Origin of the sequence: Serratia bockelmannii (assembly GCF_051803255.1) — a bacterium.
In the GTDB taxonomy this organism is placed as follows: domain Bacteria; phylum Pseudomonadota; class Gammaproteobacteria; order Enterobacterales; family Enterobacteriaceae; genus Serratia; species Serratia bockelmannii.
Genome location: NZ_CP196512.1, coordinates 279,505 through 299,334, shown reverse-complemented (window position 1 = coordinate 299,334; position 19,830 = coordinate 279,505). Strand labels below are relative to the sequence as shown.

General features: G+C 53.0%; 15 protein-coding genes, 5 tRNA genes, 3 rRNA genes and 1 other RNA gene. 2 read left to right on the top strand and 22 right to left on the bottom strand.

Features of this window, described 5'->3' with window-relative positions; translation table 11 throughout:
- Positions 1-122: 122 nt before the first annotated feature.
- The 12 genes from rplL to ACSJLU_RS01365 all read right to left on the bottom strand — a co-directional run bounded on the left by rplL (position 123) and on the right by ACSJLU_RS01365 (position 5,714).
- Positions 123-488: a 50S ribosomal protein L7/L12 gene (gene rplL / locus ACSJLU_RS01420; RefSeq protein WP_004929903.1), complete on the bottom strand. Its 366-nt coding sequence runs from the start codon at positions 486-488 to the stop codon at positions 123-125.
- A 63-nt stretch (positions 489-551) separates the two neighbouring features.
- On the bottom strand, positions 552-1,049 hold the full coding sequence (gene rplJ / locus ACSJLU_RS01415) for a 50S ribosomal protein L10 (protein ID WP_004929905.1): 498 nt from the start codon (positions 1,047-1,049) through the stop codon (positions 552-554).
- Positions 1,050-1,387: 338 nt separating this feature from the next.
- Positions 1,388-2,092: a 50S ribosomal protein L1 gene (gene rplA, locus ACSJLU_RS01410; RefSeq protein WP_019456443.1), complete on the bottom strand. Its 705-nt coding sequence runs from the start codon at positions 2,090-2,092 to the stop codon at positions 1,388-1,390.
- Between the two features lie 3 nt (positions 2,093-2,095).
- The gene (rplK, locus tag ACSJLU_RS01405) at positions 2,096-2,524 is read right to left on the bottom strand and encodes a 50S ribosomal protein L11 (RefSeq protein ID WP_015376316.1); all 429 of its coding nucleotides are present in this window, start codon (positions 2,522-2,524) and stop codon (positions 2,096-2,098) included.
- Positions 2,525-2,689: 165 nt separating this feature from the next.
- Positions 2,690-3,235: a transcription termination/antitermination protein NusG gene (nusG, locus tag ACSJLU_RS01400; protein ID WP_004929914.1), complete on the bottom strand. Its 546-nt coding sequence runs from the start codon at positions 3,233-3,235 to the stop codon at positions 2,690-2,692.
- A 1-nt stretch (position 3,236) separates the two neighbouring features.
- Entirely contained in the window at positions 3,237-3,620 is a 384-nt protein-coding gene (gene secE, locus ACSJLU_RS01395; protein WP_004929916.1) for a preprotein translocase subunit SecE, read from the bottom strand.
- Between the two features lie 259 nt (positions 3,621-3,879).
- Complete coding sequence (tuf, locus tag ACSJLU_RS01390; protein WP_015376315.1) at positions 3,880-5,064, bottom strand: elongation factor Tu; 1,185 nt, start codon at positions 5,062-5,064, stop codon at positions 3,880-3,882.
- 109 nt (positions 5,065-5,173) lie between these two features.
- A tRNA-Thr gene (locus ACSJLU_RS01385) sits at positions 5,174-5,249 on the bottom strand.
- A gap of 6 nt (positions 5,250-5,255) precedes the next feature.
- A tRNA-Gly gene (locus tag ACSJLU_RS01380) sits at positions 5,256-5,330 on the bottom strand.
- A gap of 36 nt (positions 5,331-5,366) precedes the next feature.
- A non-coding RNA gene (locus tag ACSJLU_RS01375) (RtT sRNA) lies at positions 5,367-5,482 on the bottom strand.
- A gap of 46 nt (positions 5,483-5,528) precedes the next feature.
- Positions 5,529-5,613 (bottom strand) — tRNA-Tyr (locus ACSJLU_RS01370).
- A gap of 25 nt (positions 5,614-5,638) precedes the next feature.
- Positions 5,639-5,714, bottom strand: a tRNA-Thr gene (locus ACSJLU_RS01365).
- A gap of 396 nt (positions 5,715-6,110) precedes the next feature.
- On the opposite strand from ACSJLU_RS01365, the gene ACSJLU_RS01360 reads away from it, so the two are divergent.
- Together ACSJLU_RS01360 and coaA are read left to right on the top strand one after the other, a co-directional pair.
- Positions 6,111-6,659: a GNAT family N-acetyltransferase gene (locus ACSJLU_RS01360; protein ID WP_025304937.1), complete on the top strand. Its 549-nt coding sequence runs from the start codon at positions 6,111-6,113 to the stop codon at positions 6,657-6,659.
- Positions 6,660-6,878: 219 nt separating this feature from the next.
- A complete protein-coding gene (coaA, locus tag ACSJLU_RS01355) occupies positions 6,879-7,829 on the top strand; it encodes a type I pantothenate kinase (protein ID WP_025304936.1) in 951 nt (316 codons plus the stop codon).
- 48 nt (positions 7,830-7,877) lie between these two features.
- Here the strand turns inward: coaA and birA are convergent, their stop codons facing one another.
- From birA to pepQ, 10 genes are all read right to left on the bottom strand, one after another.
- On the bottom strand, positions 7,878-8,840 hold the full coding sequence (gene birA, locus ACSJLU_RS01350; RefSeq protein WP_025304935.1) for a bifunctional biotin--[acetyl-CoA-carboxylase] ligase/biotin operon repressor BirA: 963 nt from the start codon (positions 8,838-8,840) through the stop codon (positions 7,878-7,880).
- On the bottom strand, positions 8,837-9,874 hold the full coding sequence (gene murB / locus ACSJLU_RS01345; protein WP_025304934.1) for a UDP-N-acetylmuramate dehydrogenase: 1,038 nt from the start codon (positions 9,872-9,874) through the stop codon (positions 8,837-8,839). Before murB ends, birA begins: the two co-directional genes overlap by 4 nt.
- A gap of 376 nt (positions 9,875-10,250) precedes the next feature.
- Positions 10,251-10,366 (bottom strand): 5S ribosomal RNA (gene rrf / locus ACSJLU_RS01340).
- A 99-nt stretch (positions 10,367-10,465) separates the two neighbouring features.
- A 23S ribosomal RNA gene (locus ACSJLU_RS01335) occupies positions 10,466-13,373 on the bottom strand.
- A 234-nt stretch (positions 13,374-13,607) separates the two neighbouring features.
- Positions 13,608-13,683: transfer RNA gene (locus ACSJLU_RS01330), tRNA-Glu, on the bottom strand.
- A 139-nt stretch (positions 13,684-13,822) separates the two neighbouring features.
- Positions 13,823-15,364 (bottom strand): 16S ribosomal RNA (locus ACSJLU_RS01325).
- The 16S, 23S and 5S rRNA genes sit together here with 1 tRNA gene alongside, the layout of an rRNA operon.
- A 399-nt stretch (positions 15,365-15,763) precedes the next feature.
- Positions 15,764-16,297: a menaquinone-dependent protoporphyrinogen IX dehydrogenase gene (gene hemG, locus ACSJLU_RS01320; RefSeq protein WP_043137471.1), complete on the bottom strand. Its 534-nt coding sequence runs from the start codon at positions 16,295-16,297 to the stop codon at positions 15,764-15,766.
- A gap of 21 nt (positions 16,298-16,318) precedes the next feature.
- The gene (gene trkH, locus ACSJLU_RS01315; RefSeq protein WP_025304932.1) at positions 16,319-17,770 is read right to left on the bottom strand and encodes a Trk system potassium transporter TrkH; all 1,452 of its coding nucleotides are present in this window, start codon (positions 17,768-17,770) and stop codon (positions 16,319-16,321) included.
- A 35-nt stretch (positions 17,771-17,805) separates the two neighbouring features.
- A complete protein-coding gene (locus ACSJLU_RS01310; RefSeq protein WP_016929437.1) occupies positions 17,806-18,420 on the bottom strand; it encodes an IMPACT family protein in 615 nt (204 codons plus the stop codon).
- Positions 18,420-19,751, bottom strand: a complete 1,332-nt coding sequence (gene pepQ / locus ACSJLU_RS01305) for a Xaa-Pro dipeptidase (protein ID WP_025304931.1) — start codon at positions 19,749-19,751, stop codon at positions 18,420-18,422. The genes ACSJLU_RS01310 and pepQ overlap by 1 nt, the downstream gene beginning before the upstream one ends.
- Between the last annotated feature and the right edge of the window lie 79 nt (positions 19,752-19,830).

Genomic DNA, 19,830 nt, shown 5'->3' with positions numbered 1-19,830 from the left:
AGGCGAAACCAGCAGCCAAACAGTGTGAAACGCTACTGGCGCCCTACAGCGCAAAAAGGCTGGTGACTAAAAAGTCACCAGCCATCAGCCTAAAAGACTAGGCTGCAACCGGAAAGGTTGGCTTATTTAACTTCAACTTCTGCGCCAGCTTCTTCCAGAGATTTTTTCAGAGCTTCTGCGTCATCTTTGCTCACGCCTTCTTTCAGAGCGGCTGGAGCAGATTCAACCAGGTCTTTAGCTTCTTTCAGACCCAGGCCGGTAGCGCCACGTACTGCTTTGATAACAGCAACTTTGTTAGCGCCTGCAGCTTTCAGGATAACGTCGAATTCAGTTTTCTCTTCAGCAGCTTCAGCTGGGCCAGCAGCTACAGCTACAGCAGCAGCAGCAGAAACGCCGAATTTTTCTTCCATAGCGGAAACCAGTTCAACAACGTCCATTACGGACATAGCGGCAACTGCTTCCAGGATTTGGTCTTTAGTGATAGACATAACAATTGTTCCTAAAATTCAGAAATAGTTTAAATACGTTAGCAAAGGCTAAGAAAGAGTGGCTTACGCCGCTTCTTTCTGATCGCGTACTGCAGCCAGAGTGCGAACCAGTTTGCCGGCAGCGGCTTCTTTCATGGTTGCCATCAGGCGTGCGATCGCTTCTTCGTAAGTTGGCAGCGTCGCCAGGCGGTCGATTTGCGCCGCTGGGATCAGCTCACCTTCAAAGGCCGCAGCTTTAACCTCGAATTTTGCATTCGCTTTCGCGAACTCTTTGAACAGACGAGCAGCAGCGCCCGGGTGTTCGTGAGAGAATGCAATCAAGGTTGGACCGACAAACGTGTCTTTCAGGCATTCGAATGGAGTGCCTTCAACTACGCGACGCATCAGGGTGTTGCGAACAACACGCATGTAAACGCCAGCTTCACGACCTGCTTTACGCAGTTCAGTCATTTTATCTACGGTAACGCCGCGGGAATCCGCAACAACCGCAGACAGCGCGCCTTTGGCTACTTCGCTGACTTCAGCAACAATCGCTTGTTTGTCTTGAAGATTTAATGCCATTAGCTTTTTGCTCCTGGATTAGCCGGGGAAAATCCCCCGGAACTCACTTCACTCGGCGCTTTGTAAAACGCCACGCCGAGCGGCTTAACACGGTGAGCAGAATCCAGCAAAGACATTCTTTTATAAAAAAGAAAAATTTTCTTAGGCTCTGTCACCGTCTACGCAGGAAGGATTAAGTATCTTGCGATACACCTGCGGTCTTGGACGGAGGCCTGGATAGGCCAGGCTCCAACCGAAAAATCTTTGTTTTGCCTACGGCATAGCCAGTAGCAAAACCTTGGGGCATAAGATTCTAGACAAATCTCGGCCCCAAGTCAAAGCGATAATCGCAAGTGCGATTAGTTCGCTGCAGCAGACAGACCGCTCTGATCGATAGCAACGCCAGCACCCATGGTGGTGGAGAGGCTAACTTTCTTGATGTACATGCCTTTCGCCTGAGAAGGTTTTGCTTTTTTCAGCGCAACCAGCAGGGCTTCCAGGTTTTCTTTCAGCTTGTCTGCGTCGAAATCAACCTTACCGATAGTGGTATGGATGATGCCGTTTTTGTCGTTACGGTAGCGAACCTGACCAGCTTTAGCGTTTTTCACTGCTTCAGCAACGTTCGGAGTAACGGTACCCACTTTCGGGTTTGGCATCAGGCCGCGTGGACCCAGGATCTGGCCCAGTTGACCTACAACGCGCATTGCATCCGGGGAAGCAATAACAACGTCGAAGTTCATTTCGCCTTTCTTGATCTGGTCAGCCAGATCGTCCATACCTACCAGCTCTGCGCCGGCAGCTTTCGCTGCTTCAGCGTTAGCGCCTTGGGCAAATACGGCAACGCGAACGGAACGACCGGTGCCGTGTGGCAGAACGGTAGCGCCACGAACGTTTTGGTCAGATTTACGAGCGTCGATGCCGAGGTTAACGGCAACGTCAACGCTTTCTACGAATTTAGCGGTGGCCAGCTCTTTCAGCAGAGCAACAGCTTCGGTGATGTCATACTGTTTAGTAGCATCAACTTTGTCACGGATCACGCGCATGCGCTTGGTCAGCTTAGCCATCTCTTAATCCTCCACTACCAGGCCCATGGAACGAGCGGTACCTTCGATGGAGCGAGTCATCGCTTCAACGTCAGAACCAGTCATGTCCGCAGCTTTGGTTTCTGCGATTTCACGTACCTGAGCACGGGTCACTTTACCTACTTTGTCTTTGTTCGGCTTACCGGAACCAGACTTGATACCAGCCGCTTTTTTCAGCAGAACTGCTGCTGGCGGGGTTTTGGTAACGAAAGTGAAGGAGCGATCAGAATAAACGGTGATAACAACCGGAATCGGCAGACCTTTTTCAACGCTGTCAGTCTTAGCGTTGAATGCCTTACAGAATTCCATGATGTTAACGCCCTGCTGACCCAGAGCTGGACCCACTGGTGGGCTCGGGTTCGCCATACCAGCTGCAACTTGCAGCTTGACGTAGGCTTGTACTTTCTTAGCCATTTAAATTTCCTCGGTTTGGGTAGTATCGCCTCGCAAAAGGCTCCCCGTGTTTCACCTCGCCAGACAGGCATCAGGCAAGGCATCTAAAAACAAAAGGCGCGAAATTGTAGTTCAATTTCGCGCCTTTGACAAGCGGCAACGGACCGCTTATTGCTGATTATTCGATCAGCCTTTTTCAACCTGGCTGAAGTCCAGTTCCACCGGCGTTGCACGGCCGAAGATGGAAACGGAAACTTTCAGGCGGCTCTTTTCGTAATCGACTTCTTCGACCACGCCGTTGAAATCGGCAAACGGGCCATCGTTGACGCGCACCAGCTCGCCCGGCTCGAACAGCGTCTTCGGACGCGGTTTGTCACCAACCTGCTGCAGGCGGTTCATGATCGCATCAACTTCTTTATCGCTGATAGGCGCAGGACGGTCAGACGTGCCGCCGATGAACCCCATGACACGCGGTACGCTGCGCACCAGGTGCCAGCTGGCGTCATTCATCACCATCTGCACCAGCACGTAGCCAGGGAAGAATTTACGCTCGCTCTTGCGACGCTGGCCACCACGGATTTCAACCACTTCTTCCGTAGGCACCATCACTTCGCCGAACAGCTCTTCCATATCGTGCAGTTTGATGTGTTCACGCAGCGATTGCGCTACGCGACCTTCAAAACCGGAAAACGCCTGAACGACGTACCAACGTTTTTTTGGAGCTTCAGACATTTTAGAACCTCAGGCCAGTAATAAACGACACCAGACGGACCAGAATACCATCCAGTCCCCACAGAATCAGTGACATCACGGCGGTTACCGCGGCAACGATCAACGTGGTGTGTAGCGTTTCCTGACGAGTTGGCCAAATCACTTTACGTACTTCGGTACGCGCTTCGCGGGCAAACGCAACGGTGGCTTTGCCTTTGGTGGTCATCAGAGCCACTGCACCTGCAACGGCGATGATCAGCACAACTGCCAGCGCGCGCAATGGCAGGCTTAAATCACGGTAGTAATAGTTACCGACAATAGCCACAACCAACAGAACGGCGACGATCAGCCACTTTGCCGCTTCCAGGCCGCGTCCGCTCCCTTGAGCCTCGGTATTCGCACTCATAAACCAACCTGTCACAATGATGATTCAGAACAAACAACTTTGCCTCGCATTGCGAGGCAAACCAAACCGATCGGATACCGCAATAGCAATATCCCGGTGTTTTACGCCATGACGTATTCAGTCAATACGGTTTAAGAGCCCATCTCACCAATGATTATGACTGCAAAATCGCTGATGAGATAGGTTCTAGTTCACAGCGTAGAAAAAGGGCATCAAATGATGCCCTTTTACCGCGTGTCGCGTCAAACTTTATCAGCGATTAAGCGATAACTTTAGCAACAACGCCTGCGCCAACGGTACGGCCGCCTTCACGGATTGCGAAACGCAGACCGTCGTCCATCGCAATTGGGTGAATCAGGGTGACAACCATGTTCACGTTGTCGCCTGGCATTACCATCTCTACGCCTTCTGGCAGTTCGATGGTACCGGTCACGTCAGTGGTACGGAAGTAGAACTGTGGACGGTAGCCTTTGAAGAATGGCGTGTGACGACCACCTTCATCTTTGCTCAGGATGTACACTTCAGATTCGAACTGGGTGTGTGGCTTGATGGAGCCTGGTTTAGCCAGTACCTGACCACGTTCGATTTCTTCACGTTTGATACCACGCAGCAGAACACCTACGTTCTCACCAGCACGGCCTTCGTCCAGCAGTTTGCGGAACATTTCAACGCCAGTACAGGTAGACTTAACGGTGTCTTTGATACCAACGATTTCAACTTCTTCGCCAACTTTGATGATACCGCGCTCAACACGACCGGTAACAACGGTACCACGACCGGAGATGGAGAATACGTCTTCGATTGGCAGCAGGAACGGCTTGTCGATAGCACGCTCTGGCTCTGGGATGTAGCTGTCCAGGGCTTCGGCCAGTTCGATGATTTTCGCTTCCCACTCAGCTTCGCCTTCCAGCGCTTTCAGCGCGGAACCGCGGATCACTGGCAGGTCATCGCCTGGGAAGTCGTACGCGGACAGCAGTTCGCGAACTTCCATTTCTACCAGTTCCAGCAGCTCTTCATCATCAACCATGTCGCATTTGTTCATGAATACGATGATGAAAGGAACGCCAACCTGACGACCCAGCAGGATGTGCTCACGAGTCTGAGGCATTGGGCCGTCAGTCGCAGCTACTACCAGGATCGCGCCGTCCATCTGAGCAGCACCGGTGATCATGTTTTTCACGTAGTCGGCGTGCCCTGGGCAGTCAACGTGCGCGTAGTGACGAGTCGGGGTGTCATACTCAACGTGAGAGGTGTTGATGGTGATACCACGAGCTTTTTCTTCTGGCGCGTTATCGATCTGGTCGAAAGCACGTGCAGAACCGCCGTAGGTTTTAGCCAGAACGGTGGTGATCGCTGCAGTCAGGGTAGTTTTACCGTGGTCAACGTGGCCGATAGTACCGACGTTAACGTGCGGTTTTGTACGTTCAAACTTTTCTTTAGACATCGATTGTCCCTCTAAGACACGGATAAATCGGTGGTATCACCACATCAACCAAGCATTTGCTCGTTGAATCCAGAACAGAAAGAAAATCAGGGGGCGAGAAATTAAGAAGTGGTGCTGATAGGCAGATTCGAACTGCCGACCTCACCCTTACCAAGGGTGCGCTCTACCAACTGAGCTATATCAGCACATCTTGGAGCGGGCAGTGGGAATCGAACCCACATCATCAGCTTGGAAGGCTGAGGTAATAGCCATTATACGATGCCCGCATCCTGGAACTCGGCTACCTGATTTTTCTGTAGAATTTTGGGATGGAGCAGGACTATTCATCACTCGCTTCGCATCCTTCGGGCCGGCTGCGCCTTGCGCTGCACAGCTCGAACCTTGCCGAAGGCTTTCGCCCTCTCCTCCCGCCATCAACCGCTGCGGTATTTATCGCATCTCAGTTAATCGCCGAAGGCAAGATTTGGTGGTGGGGGAAGGATTCGAACCTTCGAAGTCTGTGACGGCAGATTTACAGTCTGCTCCCTTTGGCCGCTCGGGAACCCCACCAGATTTTAACTACTTGTGACTTGAATGGTGCCGGCTACCGGAATCGAACTGGTGACCTACTGATTACAAGTCAGTTGCTCTACCTACTGAGCTAAGCCGGCATCAAGTGCAGCGCATTCTAGGTAGAGCGGACGGCCTATGCAACAAAAAAATTGCTTTACGCGCACTTTCGCTCACAAATCAGTCAATTTTGCATGCTGTCATGCAATTCGCAGCCTGCGGCGTGCAAACATTCATCACTTGCGGCAATCATTCTCTACAATTTTATCCACTTTTTGCAAGCATTGAGAGCCCCTTTCTCCGTGTCGGGCTTCTCAAAACACGTAACCTGCGTCGGTAAACCGTGAGCGGGATCGATGCACCAAAAAGAGGATCGCTGCCCAGGTTCGTGGCGTGAACTACACTTATTGCTCGCTCTTTCGCCGTGGCTATGCCTTTCGTCGTTCTGGCGCAGTTATTGCTTATCTTCATTACCCCCATCTCTGGAGGAATGACCGATGAAAATAGTGCCTATCAACGCCGCTACGCTCCCGATTTATCGCGATGAATTGGCTCGCCTGTTGACCGATGCGGTCACCCACGGTGCTTCAGTGGGCTACGACACCTTAATCCCGCATGAAGACGCCGAGAGTTACTTCCACAGCCTGCGTCCCGCCTTGGCCAAAAGCGAGCTGCTATTGTGGATTGCCCGCGACGAACGCGGCGTCGTTGGCACCGTGCAACTCGAGCTCTGCCAGAAACCGAATGGCCGTAATCGTGCGGAGGTGGTGAAGCTATTGGTGCATAGCCGCGCTCGCCGCAACGGCGTAGGTCTGGCGCTGATGAAGACGTTGGAGCAGGCGGCACTGCAACAGCAGCGCGGGCTATTGTACCTGGATACGCAGGCTGGCTCAGCGGCTGAAGCGCTTTATCGCAGCCTGGGTTATCGCTGTTTGGGCGAGCTACCGGATTATGCAGCGGGCCCCGATGGGCATTATCATCCGACCGTCATTTATTACAAACGTCTATTCACCGTAAACCAACCTTCGCGCGCCATTGCCTGCTAGCCTTCAGGCGGTATCCGGCCCCGATGATACCGCCTTGCAACCCCGCCTTATCAACTGCGCGCCGCTTCGCACAATTGACATAAACTGCTGCCTATCGACAACTTTTGCGAAAAAAGTCTACGCCAAAAACGAAGCTGTCTATAATATGCAGCTTGTTTATTCTCTGGAGTTGGCGTCCGGCGCCTTTCCCAACCTGCGTTAACAGGCAGAATTTGGCTTATGATAAAAAGAGATCAATCTTTAGCAACGCCTTACCTACAGTTCGATCGTACCCAATGGGCTGCGTTGCGAGATTCGGTGCCGCTGACGTTATCGGAAGAAGAGATCGTTAAGCTGAAAGGGATTAACGAAGATCTCTCGTTGGAAGAAGTTGCGCAGATTTATCTGCCGCTGTCACGACTATTGAACTTCTATATCAGTTCCAACCTGCGCCGACAGGCGGTGCTCGAGCAATTCCTCGGCACCGACGGGCAAAAAATTCCCTATGTCATCGGCATCGCCGGCAGCGTAGCCGTAGGTAAGAGCACGACCGCACGTCTGTTGCAGGCGTTGCTGAGCCGCTGGCCGGAACACCGCAGCGTTGAGTTGATCACGACCGACGGCTTCTTGCATCCTAATAAGGTGCTGAACGAACGCGGCCTGATGAAGAAAAAAGGCTTCCCGCAGTCTTACGATATGCATAGCCTGGTGAAATTCGTGTCAGAAGTGAAATCCGGCGCCAAACGCGTTACCGCTCCGGTTTATTCTCATTTAATCTATGACGTTGTACCTGAGGGTAATAAAGTCATCGAGCAACCGGATATTCTGATCCTGGAAGGGCTTAACGTATTGCAAAGCGGTATGGATTACCCGCACGATCCTCATCGCGTATTCGTTTCCGATTTTGTCGACTTCTCCATATATGTCGATGCCCCGGAGACGCTATTGCAAAGCTGGTATATCAATCGTTTCCTGAAATTCCGTCAGGGCGCATTTTCCAATCCCGATTCTTATTTCCATAACTATTCAAAATTGCCGGAACCGGAAGCGATTAATATCGCTACACAATTGTGGAATGAAATTAACGGCTTGAATTTGCAGCAGAATATACTACCTACCCGCGAACGCGCCAGCCTGATCATGACCAAAAGCGCCAACCATGCCGTTGAAAGCGTGCGCTTAAGAAAGTAAGACTACCGATCGCTCAAGGGGACGGTAACGTCCCCTTGGTTGCGCTCGCTATTCTGCACTGCGCAGCGATATCTCTCCGCCGATAAAGGGTTTGATCTCCCCATCTTGTTCCAGCAGCAGTGCCCCCTGCGAATCGATGCCTCGTGCGATGCCTACAATCTGCCGCTCACCAATCAGCAGTTTGACCGGTCTGTCGATAAAATTATCCAACGTGCGCCAACGACCAATGAATGGCCCCAGCCCATCTATCTCGAATTGTTTTAACGACTGCCGCAATTCATTGAGCAAAGTAGCAGTCAGCTCATTACGATCGATGTTAATGCCGGCTTCTTGCAGGTTGATCCAACCTTGGTTGATCCCCCCGGCATTGGTATCCCGCATCGCCAAATTAATGCCAGCACCGATGACCAACTGAGCCGCATCGCCAGTTTTTCCTGTCAACTCGACCAGGATCCCTGCCAATTTGCGATCGTTCAGGTAGAGGTCGTTGGGCCATTTTACTCGCACGTCTTTAGCACCAAGGCGCTGCAAGACCTCCGCCATCACCATGCCGATCACCAGGCTCAGCCCCATCGCCGCAGCTGGCCCCTGTTCCAATCGCCAAAACATCGACAGGTATAAATTGGCGCCAAACGGCGAAATCCACTGGCGCCCACGACGACCACGGCCAGCCAGTTGATACTCAGCGATGCAGGCGTCGCCAGATTGTAGTGTTTCGATACGATCCAGCAAATATTGATTGGTAGAGTCGACTACCGGCAACACGGTAACGCGTTTGTCGTCCAACCCTTTTAGAATGCGTTCCGCCTCCAATAGCGGCATGGGGGCAGGCAAGCTGTACCCTTTGCCAGGCACGGTAAAGACATCCAGCCCCCACTCGCGAATGGTTTGAATATGCTTATTGATCGCAGCACGGCTCATGCCGAGTGACTCACCGAGGTGTTCCCCGGAATGGAATTCGCCGTCGGCCAACAACGCGATCAGTTTTAACGGAACCTTGGTATCTTTCATGACAGCACCGCCACGGCATTCAGCTCACCGGTCGCGCCAATAAAGCGCACCTCAGGCTCCAACCACACACCGAATTTATCGGCCACCGTCTTGCGTACGTGGCGCGCCAGCGCCACCACATCCTGGCTGTGGGCATTGTCGATGTTCACCAGCACCAGCGCCTGCTGGCGGTGTACCGCAGCACCACCGATGCGATATCCTTTCAGCTCGCATTGGTCGATAAGCCAGCCGGCGGCCAGCTTCACCTGACCATCCTGCTGCGGATAATGCGGCATGCCAGGATATTTGGCGACGAGTTCTGCGGCTTTCTCTGCGTTCACCAAAGGATTCTTGAAGAAGCTGCCGGCATTGCCGGTTTCGCGCGGATCGGGCAGCTTGCTGCGACGCATAGCACATACGGATTCAAATACCTGAAGCGGCGTCACCGTGGTGGGCTCCAGCTTGGCCAGATCGCCGTAACTCAATTTGGGTTGCCACTGTTTGTTGAGACGCAGACCCAGCCCGACAATGACATGCCCAGTTTGGAAACGGTGCTTGAAAATGCTTTCCCGGTAGCCAAAACCACACTCGGCAGCCGGGATGCGATCGATAGCGCCGGTAGAGAAGTCCAGCAAATCGACATACTCGCAGACGTCTTTCAATTCGACGCCGTAGGCGCCGATGTTCTGAATAGGGGCGGAACCGGCCAATCCAGGGATCAACGCCAGGTTTTCCAGGCCGCAGATCCCAGCCTGCAGCGTATATTGCACCAGGTCATGCCAATTTTCACCGGAGCTGACGTGGAGATACCAGGCATCGTTATCTTCTCGAACATCGATACCCTTCAACTGATTGACCATTACCGTGCCCGAGAAATCCTCCAGGAACAGCACGTTGCTACCTTCACCGAGAATCAGCAGCGGCTCCTGACGCTTGCGCGTTTGTTGCCACACCTTGAGCATCAGCTCAATTCTATCGGCCATGATCAGGTGCGCTGCGTTGACCGGGAGCGCAAACGTATTGTGGTTTTTTAAAGACGCGCTTTCAGTAGACATAACGTTCAGTACCTATACGGAAATAATCTTTCGCCTAGTCTACTCGATTCGAGGCGTCTGGCTAATATTTGTTTTAATTAACGTGAAATTTATCGAATAATACACTAAAGAATTAAGATTTATCTTTGATATAGCCAGATATTTCTTATCAACACATTAATAAATAGGCATTTTTATTATTTAAATAATAATCTGAAGCTATCAATTATATATTAATCTGGCTATTTCTCTGGCAAAAAACATTATTATTCCTTATAAGAATAAGCTACATATGCCAAAAAGGTATTTTTCAAAGTAATAGATACAGCCAGTATATTTATTTTACGCATAGCAAAAAGCCCTGAACGTCAGTTCAGGGCTTTCGGCTTTATTTGATGCCTGGCAGTGTCCTACTCTCGCATGGGGAGACCCCACACTACCATCGGCGCTACGGCGTTTCACTTCTGAGTTCGGCATGGGGTCAGGTGGGACCACCGCGCTATTGCCGCCAGGCAAATTCTGTTTCATTCCAACCGCCTCACTCCCGTGAAGCCATCAGAACCAATCTCGGAACTTCGCTGAAAATCTCTCTAAAAACACCTTCGGTGTTGTAAGGTTAAGCCTCACGGATCATTAGTACTGGTTAGCTCAATGCATCGCTGCACTTACACACCCAGCCTATCAACGTCTTAGTCTTAAACGTTCCTTCAGGGGCCTTAAAGGCCCAGGGAAGACTCATCTTGAGGCAAGTTTCGCGCTTAGATGCTTTCAGCGCTTATCTTTTCCGCACTTAGCTACCGGGCAATGCCATTGGCATGACAACCCGAACACCAGTGGTGCGTTCACTCCGGTCCTCTCGTACTAGGAGCAACCCCTCTCAATCTTCCAACGCCCACGGCAGATAGGGACCGAACTGTCTCACGACGTTCTAAACCCAGCTCGCGTACCACTTTAAATGGCGAACAGCCATACCCTTGGGACCTACTTCAGCCCCAGGATGTGATGAGCCGACATCGAGGTGCCAAACACCGCCGTCGATATGAACTCTTGGGCGGTATCAGCCTGTTATCCCCGGAGTACCTTTTATCCGTTGAGCGATGGCCCTTCCATTCAGAACCACCGGATCACTAAGACCTACTTTCGTACCTGCTCGAGCCGTCACTCTCGCAGTCAAGCTAGCTTATGCCTTTGCACTAACCTCACGATGTCCGACCGTGATTAGCTAACCTTCGTGCTCCTCCGTTACTCTTTGGGAGGAGACCGCCCCAGTCAAACTACCCACCAGACACTGTCCTCACCCCAGATTATGGGGCCGAGTTAGAACATCAAACATTAAAGGGTGGTATTTCAAGGATGGCTCCACGCAGACTGGCGTCCACGCTTCAAAGCCTCCCACCTATCCTACACATCAAGGCTCAATGTTCAGTGTCAAGCTATAGTAAAGGTTCACGGGGTCTTTCCGTCTTGCCGCGGGTACACTGCATCTTCACAGCGAGTTCAATTTCACTGAGTCTCGGGTGGAGACAGCCTGGCCATCATTACGCCATTCGTGCAGGTCGGAACTTACCCGACAAGGAATTTCGCTACCTTAGGACCGTTATAGTTACGGCCGCCGTTTACTGGGGCTTCGATCAAGAGCTTCGCCTTGCGGCTGACCCCATCAATTAACCTTCCAGCACCGGGCAGGCGTCACACCGTATACGTCCACTTTCGTGTTTGCACAGTGCTGTGTTTTTATTAAACAGTTGCAGCCAGCTGGTATCTTCGACTGGCTTCAGCTCCATCCGCGAGGGACTTCACCTACATGCCAGCGTGCCTTCTCCCGAAGTTACGGCACCATTTTGCCTAGTTCCTTCACCCGAGTTCTCTCAAGCGCCTTGGTATTCTCTACCTGACCACCTGTGTCGGTTTGGGGTACGATTTAATGTTACCTGATGCTTAGAGGATTTTCCTGGAAGCAGGGCATCAACTACTTCTGCACCGTAGTGCATCGTCATCACGCCTCAGGGTTAATATGCAACCGGATTTACCAGGTCACACCCCCTACACGCTTAAACCGGGACAACCGTCGCCCGGCTAGCCTAGCCTTCTCCGTCCCCCCTTCGCAGTAACACCAAGTACAGGAATATTAACCTGTTTCCCATCGACTACGCTTTTCAGCCTCGCCTTAGGGGTCGACTCACCCTGCCCCGATTAACGTTGGACAGGAACCCTTGGTCTTCCGGCGAGCGGGCTTTTCACCCGCTTTATCGTTACTTATGTCAGCATTCGCACTTCTGATACCTCCAGCAACCCTCACAGGCCACCTTCAACGGCTTACAGAACGCTCCCCTACCCAACAACGCCTAAGCGTCGCTGCCGCAGCTTCGGTGCATGGTTTAGCCCCGTTACATCTTCCGCGCAGGCCGACTCGACCAGTGAGCTATTACGCTTTCTTTAAATGATGGCTGCTTCTAAGCCAACATCCTGGCTGTCTATGCCTTCCCACATCGTTTCCCACTTAACCATGACTTTGGGACCTTAGCTGGCGGTCTGGGTTGTTTCCCTCTTCACGACGGACGTTAGCACCCGCCGTGTGTCTCCCGTGATAACATTCTTCGGTATTCGGAGTTTGCATCGGTTTGGTAAGCCGGGATGGCCCCCTAGCCGAAACAGTGCTCTACCCCCGAAGATGAGTTCACGAGGCGCTACCTAAATAGCTTTCGGGGAGAACCAGCTATCTCCCGGTTTGATTGGCCTTTCACCCCCAGCCACAAGTCATCCGCTAATTTTTCAACATTAGTCGGTTCGGTCCTCCAGTTAGTGTTACCCAACCTTCAACCTGCCCATGGCTAGATCACCGGGTTTCGGGTCTATACCTTGCAACTAATCGCCCAGTTAAGACTCGGTTTCCCTACGGCTCCCCTATACGGTTAACCTTGCTACAAAATATAAGTCGCTGACCCATTATACAAAAGGTACGCAGTCACACCACGAAGGTGCTCCCACTGCTTGTACGTACACGGTTTCAGGTTCTATTTCACTCCCCTCGCCGGGGTTCTTTTCGCCTTTCCCTCACGGTACTGGTTCACTATCGGTCAGTCAGGAGTATTTAGCCTTGGAGGATGGTCCCCCCATATTCAGACAGGATGTCACGTGTCCCGCCCTACTCATCGAACTCACGACCTGTGCATTTTAGTGTACGGGGCTATCACCCTTTGCTGCGCGACTTTCCAGACGCTTCCACTAACACACAAGCCGATTCAGGTTCTGGGCTCCTCCCCGTTCGCTCGCCGCTACTGGGGGAATCTCGGTTGATTTCTTTTCCTCGGGGTACTTAGATGTTTCAGTTCCCCCGGTTCGCCTCATGCCACTATGTATTCATGACATGATAGTGTGTCGAAACACACTGGGTTTCCCCATTCGGGTATCGCCGGTTATAACGGTTCATATCACCTTACCGACGCTTTTCGCAGATTAGCACGCCCTTCATCGCCTCTGACTGCCTAGGCATCCACCGTGTACGCTTAGTCACTTAACCTCACAACCCGAAGATGTTTCCATCGTTCGTGCTGCAAACATTTGAGAGACTCTATGACAGGTTACTCTTCATCCCAGTACATCTACGGAGGGATAAATTTCAGCCGTCATGTTTCAATTTTCAGCTTGTTCCAGATTGTTAAAGAGCAATATCTTAAACATGACTCGCAAGTCATCTTTAAGATTTTTTCGGTTATCGCTAACCGGTGATAATGTCTTTCACTCATTATCGGAATGGCGTCCCCAAGGGGATTCGAACCCCTGTTACAGCCGTGAAAGGGCAGTGTCCTAGGCCTCTAGACGATGGGGACACGAAAATCCGATTAAACTGAATAACTTAATCGGTTCGTATCAGCATGAATGACTCATGGCATCAACAGGTAGCGCTTTGCTCGTTACTTTTCATCAGACAATCTGTGTGAGCACGCCACTCGAAGCAATATCTTTAGGTAAGGAGGTGATCCAACCGCAGGTTCCCCTACGGTTACCTTGTTACGACTTCACCCCAGTCATGAATCACAAAGTGGTAAGCGCCCTCCCGAAGGTTAAGCTACCTACTTCTTTTGCAACCCACTCCCATGGTGTGACGGGCGGTGTGTACAAGGCCCGGGAACGTATTCACCGTAGCATTCTGATCTACGATTACTAGCGATTCCGACTTCATGGAGTCGAGTTGCAGACTCCAATCCGGACTACGACATACTTTATGAGGTCCGCTTGCTCTCGCGAGGTCGCTTCTCTTTGTATATGCCATTGTAGCACGTGTGTAGCCCTACTCGTAAGGGCCATGATGACTTGACGTCATCCCCACCTTCCTCCAGTTTATCACTGGCAGTCTCCTTTGAGTTCCCGGCCGAACCGCTGGCAACAAAGGATAAGGGTTGCGCTCGTTGCGGGACTTAACCCAACATTTCACAACACGAGCTGACGACAGCCATGCAGCACCTGTCTCAGAGTTCCCGAAGGCACCAAAGCATCTCTGCTAAGTTCTCTGGATGTCAAGAGTAGGTAAGGTTCTTCGCGTTGCATCGAATTAAACCACATGCTCCACCGCTTGTGCGGGCCCCCGTCAATTCATTTGAGTTTTAACCTTGCGGCCGTACTCCCCAGGCGGTCGATTTAACGCGTTAGCTCCGGAAGCCACGCCTCAAGGGCACAACCTCCAAATCGACATCGTTTACAGCGTGGACTACCAGGGTATCTAATCCTGTTTGCTCCCCACGCTTTCGCACCTGAGCGTCAGTCTTCGTCCAGGGGGCCGCCTTCGCCACCGGTATTCCTCCAGATCTCTACGCATTTCACCGCTACACCTGGAATTCTACCCCCCTCTACGAGACTCTAGCTTGCCAGTTTCAAATGCAGTTCCCAGGTTGAGCCCGGGGATTTCACATCTGACTTAACAAACCGCCTGCGTGCGCTTTACGCCCAGTAATTCCGATTAACGCTTGCACCCTCCGTATTACCGCGGCTGCTGGCACGGAGTTAGCCGGTGCTTCTTCTGCGAGTAACGTCAATTGATGAACGTATTAAGTTCACCACCTTCCTCCTCGCTGAAAGTGCTTTACAACCCGAAGGCCTTCTTCACACACGCGGCATGGCTGCATCAGGCTTGCGCCCATTGTGCAATATTCCCCACTGCTGCCTCCCGTAGGAGTCTGGACCGTGTCTCAGTTCCAGTGTGGCTGGTCATCCTCTCAGACCAGCTAGGGATCGTCGCCTAGGTGAGCCATTACCCCACCTACTAGCTAATCCCATCTGGGCACATCTGATGGCAAGAGGCCCGAAGGTCCCCCTCTTTGGTCTTGCGACGTTATGCGGTATTAGCTACCGTTTCCAGTAGTTATCCCCCTCCATCAGGCAGTTTCCCAGACATTACTCACCCGTCCGCCGCTCGTCACCCAGGGAGCAAGCTCCCCTGTGCTACCGCTCGACTTGCATGTGTTAAGCCTGCCGCCAGCGTTCAATCTGAGCCATGATCAAACTCTTCAATTAAAAGCTTGATTTGCTTCCACTCGAGAAGCGATGCTCAAAGATTTACTGCATGAATTTTACTTCAGTTAGTCACTCTTCAAGACTTGATATTTTTTTGCATCCGAAGATGCTGGATATCGTCTTGTGGAGTGCCCACACAGATTGTCTGATAAATTGTTAAAGAGCAGTGAGTTAGTCGCTTTCGCTTGCTAACTCGAGGTGGCGTATATTACGCTTTTCACCCGGAGAGTCAAGCGTTTATTTCGCTTTTCTCTCGCTGACCCGGCGGCTTGTCAGTCGTTGTTCCCGGTCAGTGGAGGCGCATTATAGGGAGTTCTCGGCGGGCCGCAACCCCTAAATGCAAAAAACTTTTCAAGCGCGGATTTTTTCGGCAAAACGCTGGCCAAACCCGCGTTTTTGTCACTTTTCGTACTGGATCTGGCTAAATTCCTGGGCAAAGCGGTCGACCTGTTGCCAATCTGTGTACTCCACTTCCTTACTGGTATCCGTTTCACCGCCCGTCATACGCATAATGAATTGAATCATGATGCGATCGAACCAGCGATAGCGCGGATAACGCAATGCGCCGGCAAACACCGCGCACTGTTTTGGCTGCCACGGCGAAGCCAACAGGAACTTGCGGGTATAGGCGTTGGTTTGTGGCGAACGCTTTTCCGGTTTGCGCGCGGTCAGGTTGACGGCAAAGAATGCGCTCGGCATCCGATTCAACTGCTCAGCATGACGCTTGACGAATTTATCCAGCGCCGGGTTAAAGTGCCCGTAACGGATAGAAGCGCCGATCATCACCTGCTGATACTGGTTAAGATCGACCTGTTCTGCCTGCAGCAGATCGATCACCTCACAACGCAGCGTGTCCTGCAACTTGCTTGCTATATAAGAAGCGATAGCACGTGTTTGCCCGTCACGGCTCGAATAAAGTATCAATGCCTTCATGGCCTACTCCTTATATCAGGCTTACTCACGCCAGAAGGTTGGCGTGAACAGCACCAGCAATGTAAACACTTCCAGGCGCCCGAACAGCATCGTCACCACCAGGACCCATTTGGCCGCCGCCGGCATCGTGGTGAAGTTATCCGCCACTACGCCCAGACCGGGGCCGAGGTTATTGAGCGTTGCCGTCACTGCGGCGAACGCGGAAAAGTCGTCAACGCCGGTGGCAATGATCGCCAGCATGCTGACGATAAACACCAGCGCATAAGCAGAGAAGAATCCCCACACCGCCTCCAGAATGCGTTCCGGCAGCGCACGGTTGCCCAATTTGATGGTATAGACCGCGTTGGGGTGCACCAGCCTTTTCAACTCGCGCGAACCTTGCAGGTACAGAAGCAGGATACGGATCACCTTCAGGCCGCCGCCGGTCGAGCCGGCGCAACCGCCGATGAACGCCGAGCACAGCAACAACATCGGCAGGAACAGCGGCCACTTGGCGATGCTGTCGGTCGTGAAACCGGCCGTAGTCGCCATCGATACCACCTGGAAGAACGCCTGATTGAGCGTTTCCATACCGCTCTTATAGACGCCATGTCCCCAGAGCACCAACGTACACACCACCACCAACGTCAACTGAACGAAGATAAACATGCGGAATTCAGGATCGCGCCCATACACCTTCAGGCTGCGGCCGCTCAGCAAAGCGAAGTGCAGGCCGTAGTTACAGCCGGAAATCAGCAGGAACACGGCGATGATGGTGTTGATGGTCGGGCTGGCGTAATAACCGATACTGGCGTCGTGGGTAGAAAAACCGCCGATGGCGATGGTCGAGAAACTGTGGCCGATGGCATCGAACACCGACATCCCAGCCCCCCAGAGCGCCAGCGCACAGGCGACGGTCAGCAACACATAGATTAGCCACAGGGTTTTAGCGGTTTCGGCGATGCGTGGACGCATCTTGTTATCTTTCAGCGGCCCGGGCATTTCCGCCCGATACAGCTGCATGCCGCCGACGCCGAGTATCGGCAGTATCGCCACCGCCAACACGATGATCCCCATGCCGCCCATCCATTGCAGCATTTGGCGATAGAAAAGAATAGCCTTCGGCAACGAGTCCAGCCCCACCAGCGTCGTTGCGCCGGTGGTCGTCAATCCCGAGAAGGATTCAAAGAAGGCGTCGGTCAGCGACAAATTGGGCCGTTCCGAAAACAGGAACGGCAATGCCCCCACGCTGCCCAGCACGGTCCAGAACAGCACGACGATCAGGAAGCCTTCACGCGGCTTCAGCTCGTGTTTTTGCTTGCGGTTCGGCCACCACAGCATCAGCCCGATGGTCAGCGCCACGAAGAACGTTTGGCTGAACGCGCGCCCCGCCCCATCGCGATAAATCAATGCCACCAGGCCGGGAATAAACATCGTCCCGGAGAACAGGATGACCAGCAGACCAACGATACGGGTTATGGCGCGAAAATGCATTTCAGCACGATCCTTAGCAATTCAATTGGGAGGAATTATTGCGAAATGGGGGTTAATTGCAAATTACCGCGACTGAGATCACGCAATTTATTCCCAAACAGCTCGACCTCGGTGGCCGGCAACGCCAGATGCAGCACGACGGCGGCACCGTATTCGCCCTGCAGGATCCGACCTGCGGTTTGCTGCAGCAAGTTCTCCACCAGCGCCAACTGCGCATAGTCGCACTGCAAGATATATTCGGCTTCCGGCACCTTTTCTACCAACACCAGCTGCTTCAACGCCTGTTGAACACCGTTGCCATAGGCTTTCACCAGCCCGCCGGTGCCCAACTTGACGCCGCCATAGTAACGAACGACCACGGCGGTCACTTCGCCGATACCGCTGCCCATCAGCTGCGCGAGGATCGGTTTGCCAGCGGTGCCCGACGGTTCTCCATCGTCGGAGAACCCCAGCTGCTGTGAGTCATCGGGGCTACCGGCGACGAAGGCCCAACAATGGTGCCGCGCCGCCGGGTGCTCATCCCGCACCTGCTGAATAAACGCCTTTGCCGCTTCTACCCCGCTGGTTGGCGCCAGCAGGGTGATAAAACGGCTCTTCTTTATTTCTTCGGTAAAGCGGGTTGCTTCCGCCGGTATCGGGTACGGCCGCATCAGGCCAGGTTCAGATCGCGCGTCATGTTCTCGATACGCTTTTCATGGATCACGATGTTGTCTTCGATGCGAATACCGCCATACGGTTTCAGCGCATCGATGCGATCCCAGGCGAAGTGCTGCTTGAACTCACCGCTGCGCCACGGCGCCAACAGAGATTCGATGAAGTACAGACCCGGCTCGATGGTCAACACCATGCCCGGCTGCAACACGCGGGTACAACGCAGGAACGGATACTTGGACGGCGCCGCCAGATGGGTGCCTTGCTCATCCTGCATAAAGCCAGCGGCGTCGTGCACCTGCAGGCCCAACGGATGGCCCAACCCGTGCGGCAGGAACGGCGTGGTGATGCCCGTTTCAACCATCGCCTCTTCGCTGAGGCCATTCACCAGTTTGTGATTCTTGAGCAACTTGGCGATGCGCTGGTGCATCTGCACATGGTAGTCGGTATAGCGCACGCCGGTTTTAATGGTGTCGATCAGCGCCAGCTGTTCACTATTGAGATCTTTCACCAGATGAGCGAACTCGCTGCCGCTTTGCGCCGCATAGGTACGCGTCAGATCGGCGGCGTAGCCGTTATATTCCGCCCCGGCGTCGATCAGAAAACTCAGGGACTCGGCCGGCGGCTGATGATCCAGCTTGGTGTAGTGCAGCACCGAAGCGTGCTCGTTCAACGCCACGATGTTGTCGTAAGGCACATCGGTATCGCGGTGGCCGGTCGCCGTCAGGTAGGCCAGATTGATGTCGAATTCGCTCATGCCGGAGAGGAAGGCCTCATGCGCGGCACGATGGCCGGTTACCGCCGTCTTCTGCGCTTCGCGCATGCAGGCCAGCTCATAGCCGGTTTTAATCGAACGGTGGAAATCCAGGTAGTTCAGCACCGCTTTCGGGTTGATGTTTTCCGAAGGGATGCCGAGATCGCGGGCGCGCTGTTGGGCATAACCGATATAGCCGACACGCTCGCGCTGCGGCGGCAGCTGCTGGGCGATGGCGTCGGCGTTGGCCAGCGGCATCAATTCAAGGGATTTGGTCCAGAAACTGTCCGGCAGCGGCTCTACGCTGTGCCAGTAGTCAACCGGGGAGTAGAACCACAGCTTCGGCTTGTTGACGCCATCTATCCACAACCAGCAGTTCGGCACCGACGTCACCGGCACCCAGGCTTTGAAATGCGCGTTCACTTTGAACGGATAGCTATGGTCGTCCAAAAATACCTTTTGCAGTTCCCCGGAGTGAATCAGCAGCGCATCCAACTTGTTGCGCTCCAGCACTTCGCGCGCGCGTTTTTGCAGCTCTGCCAGGTGGTCGTTATACAAAGAAGCCAGCGTTTCCATCACAGTACCCTTATGCCTTAGCACGAAAGAAGTCATCTTAACACAGCGCTCCGACGCTCCAACCTCATCGCGTTGGGCA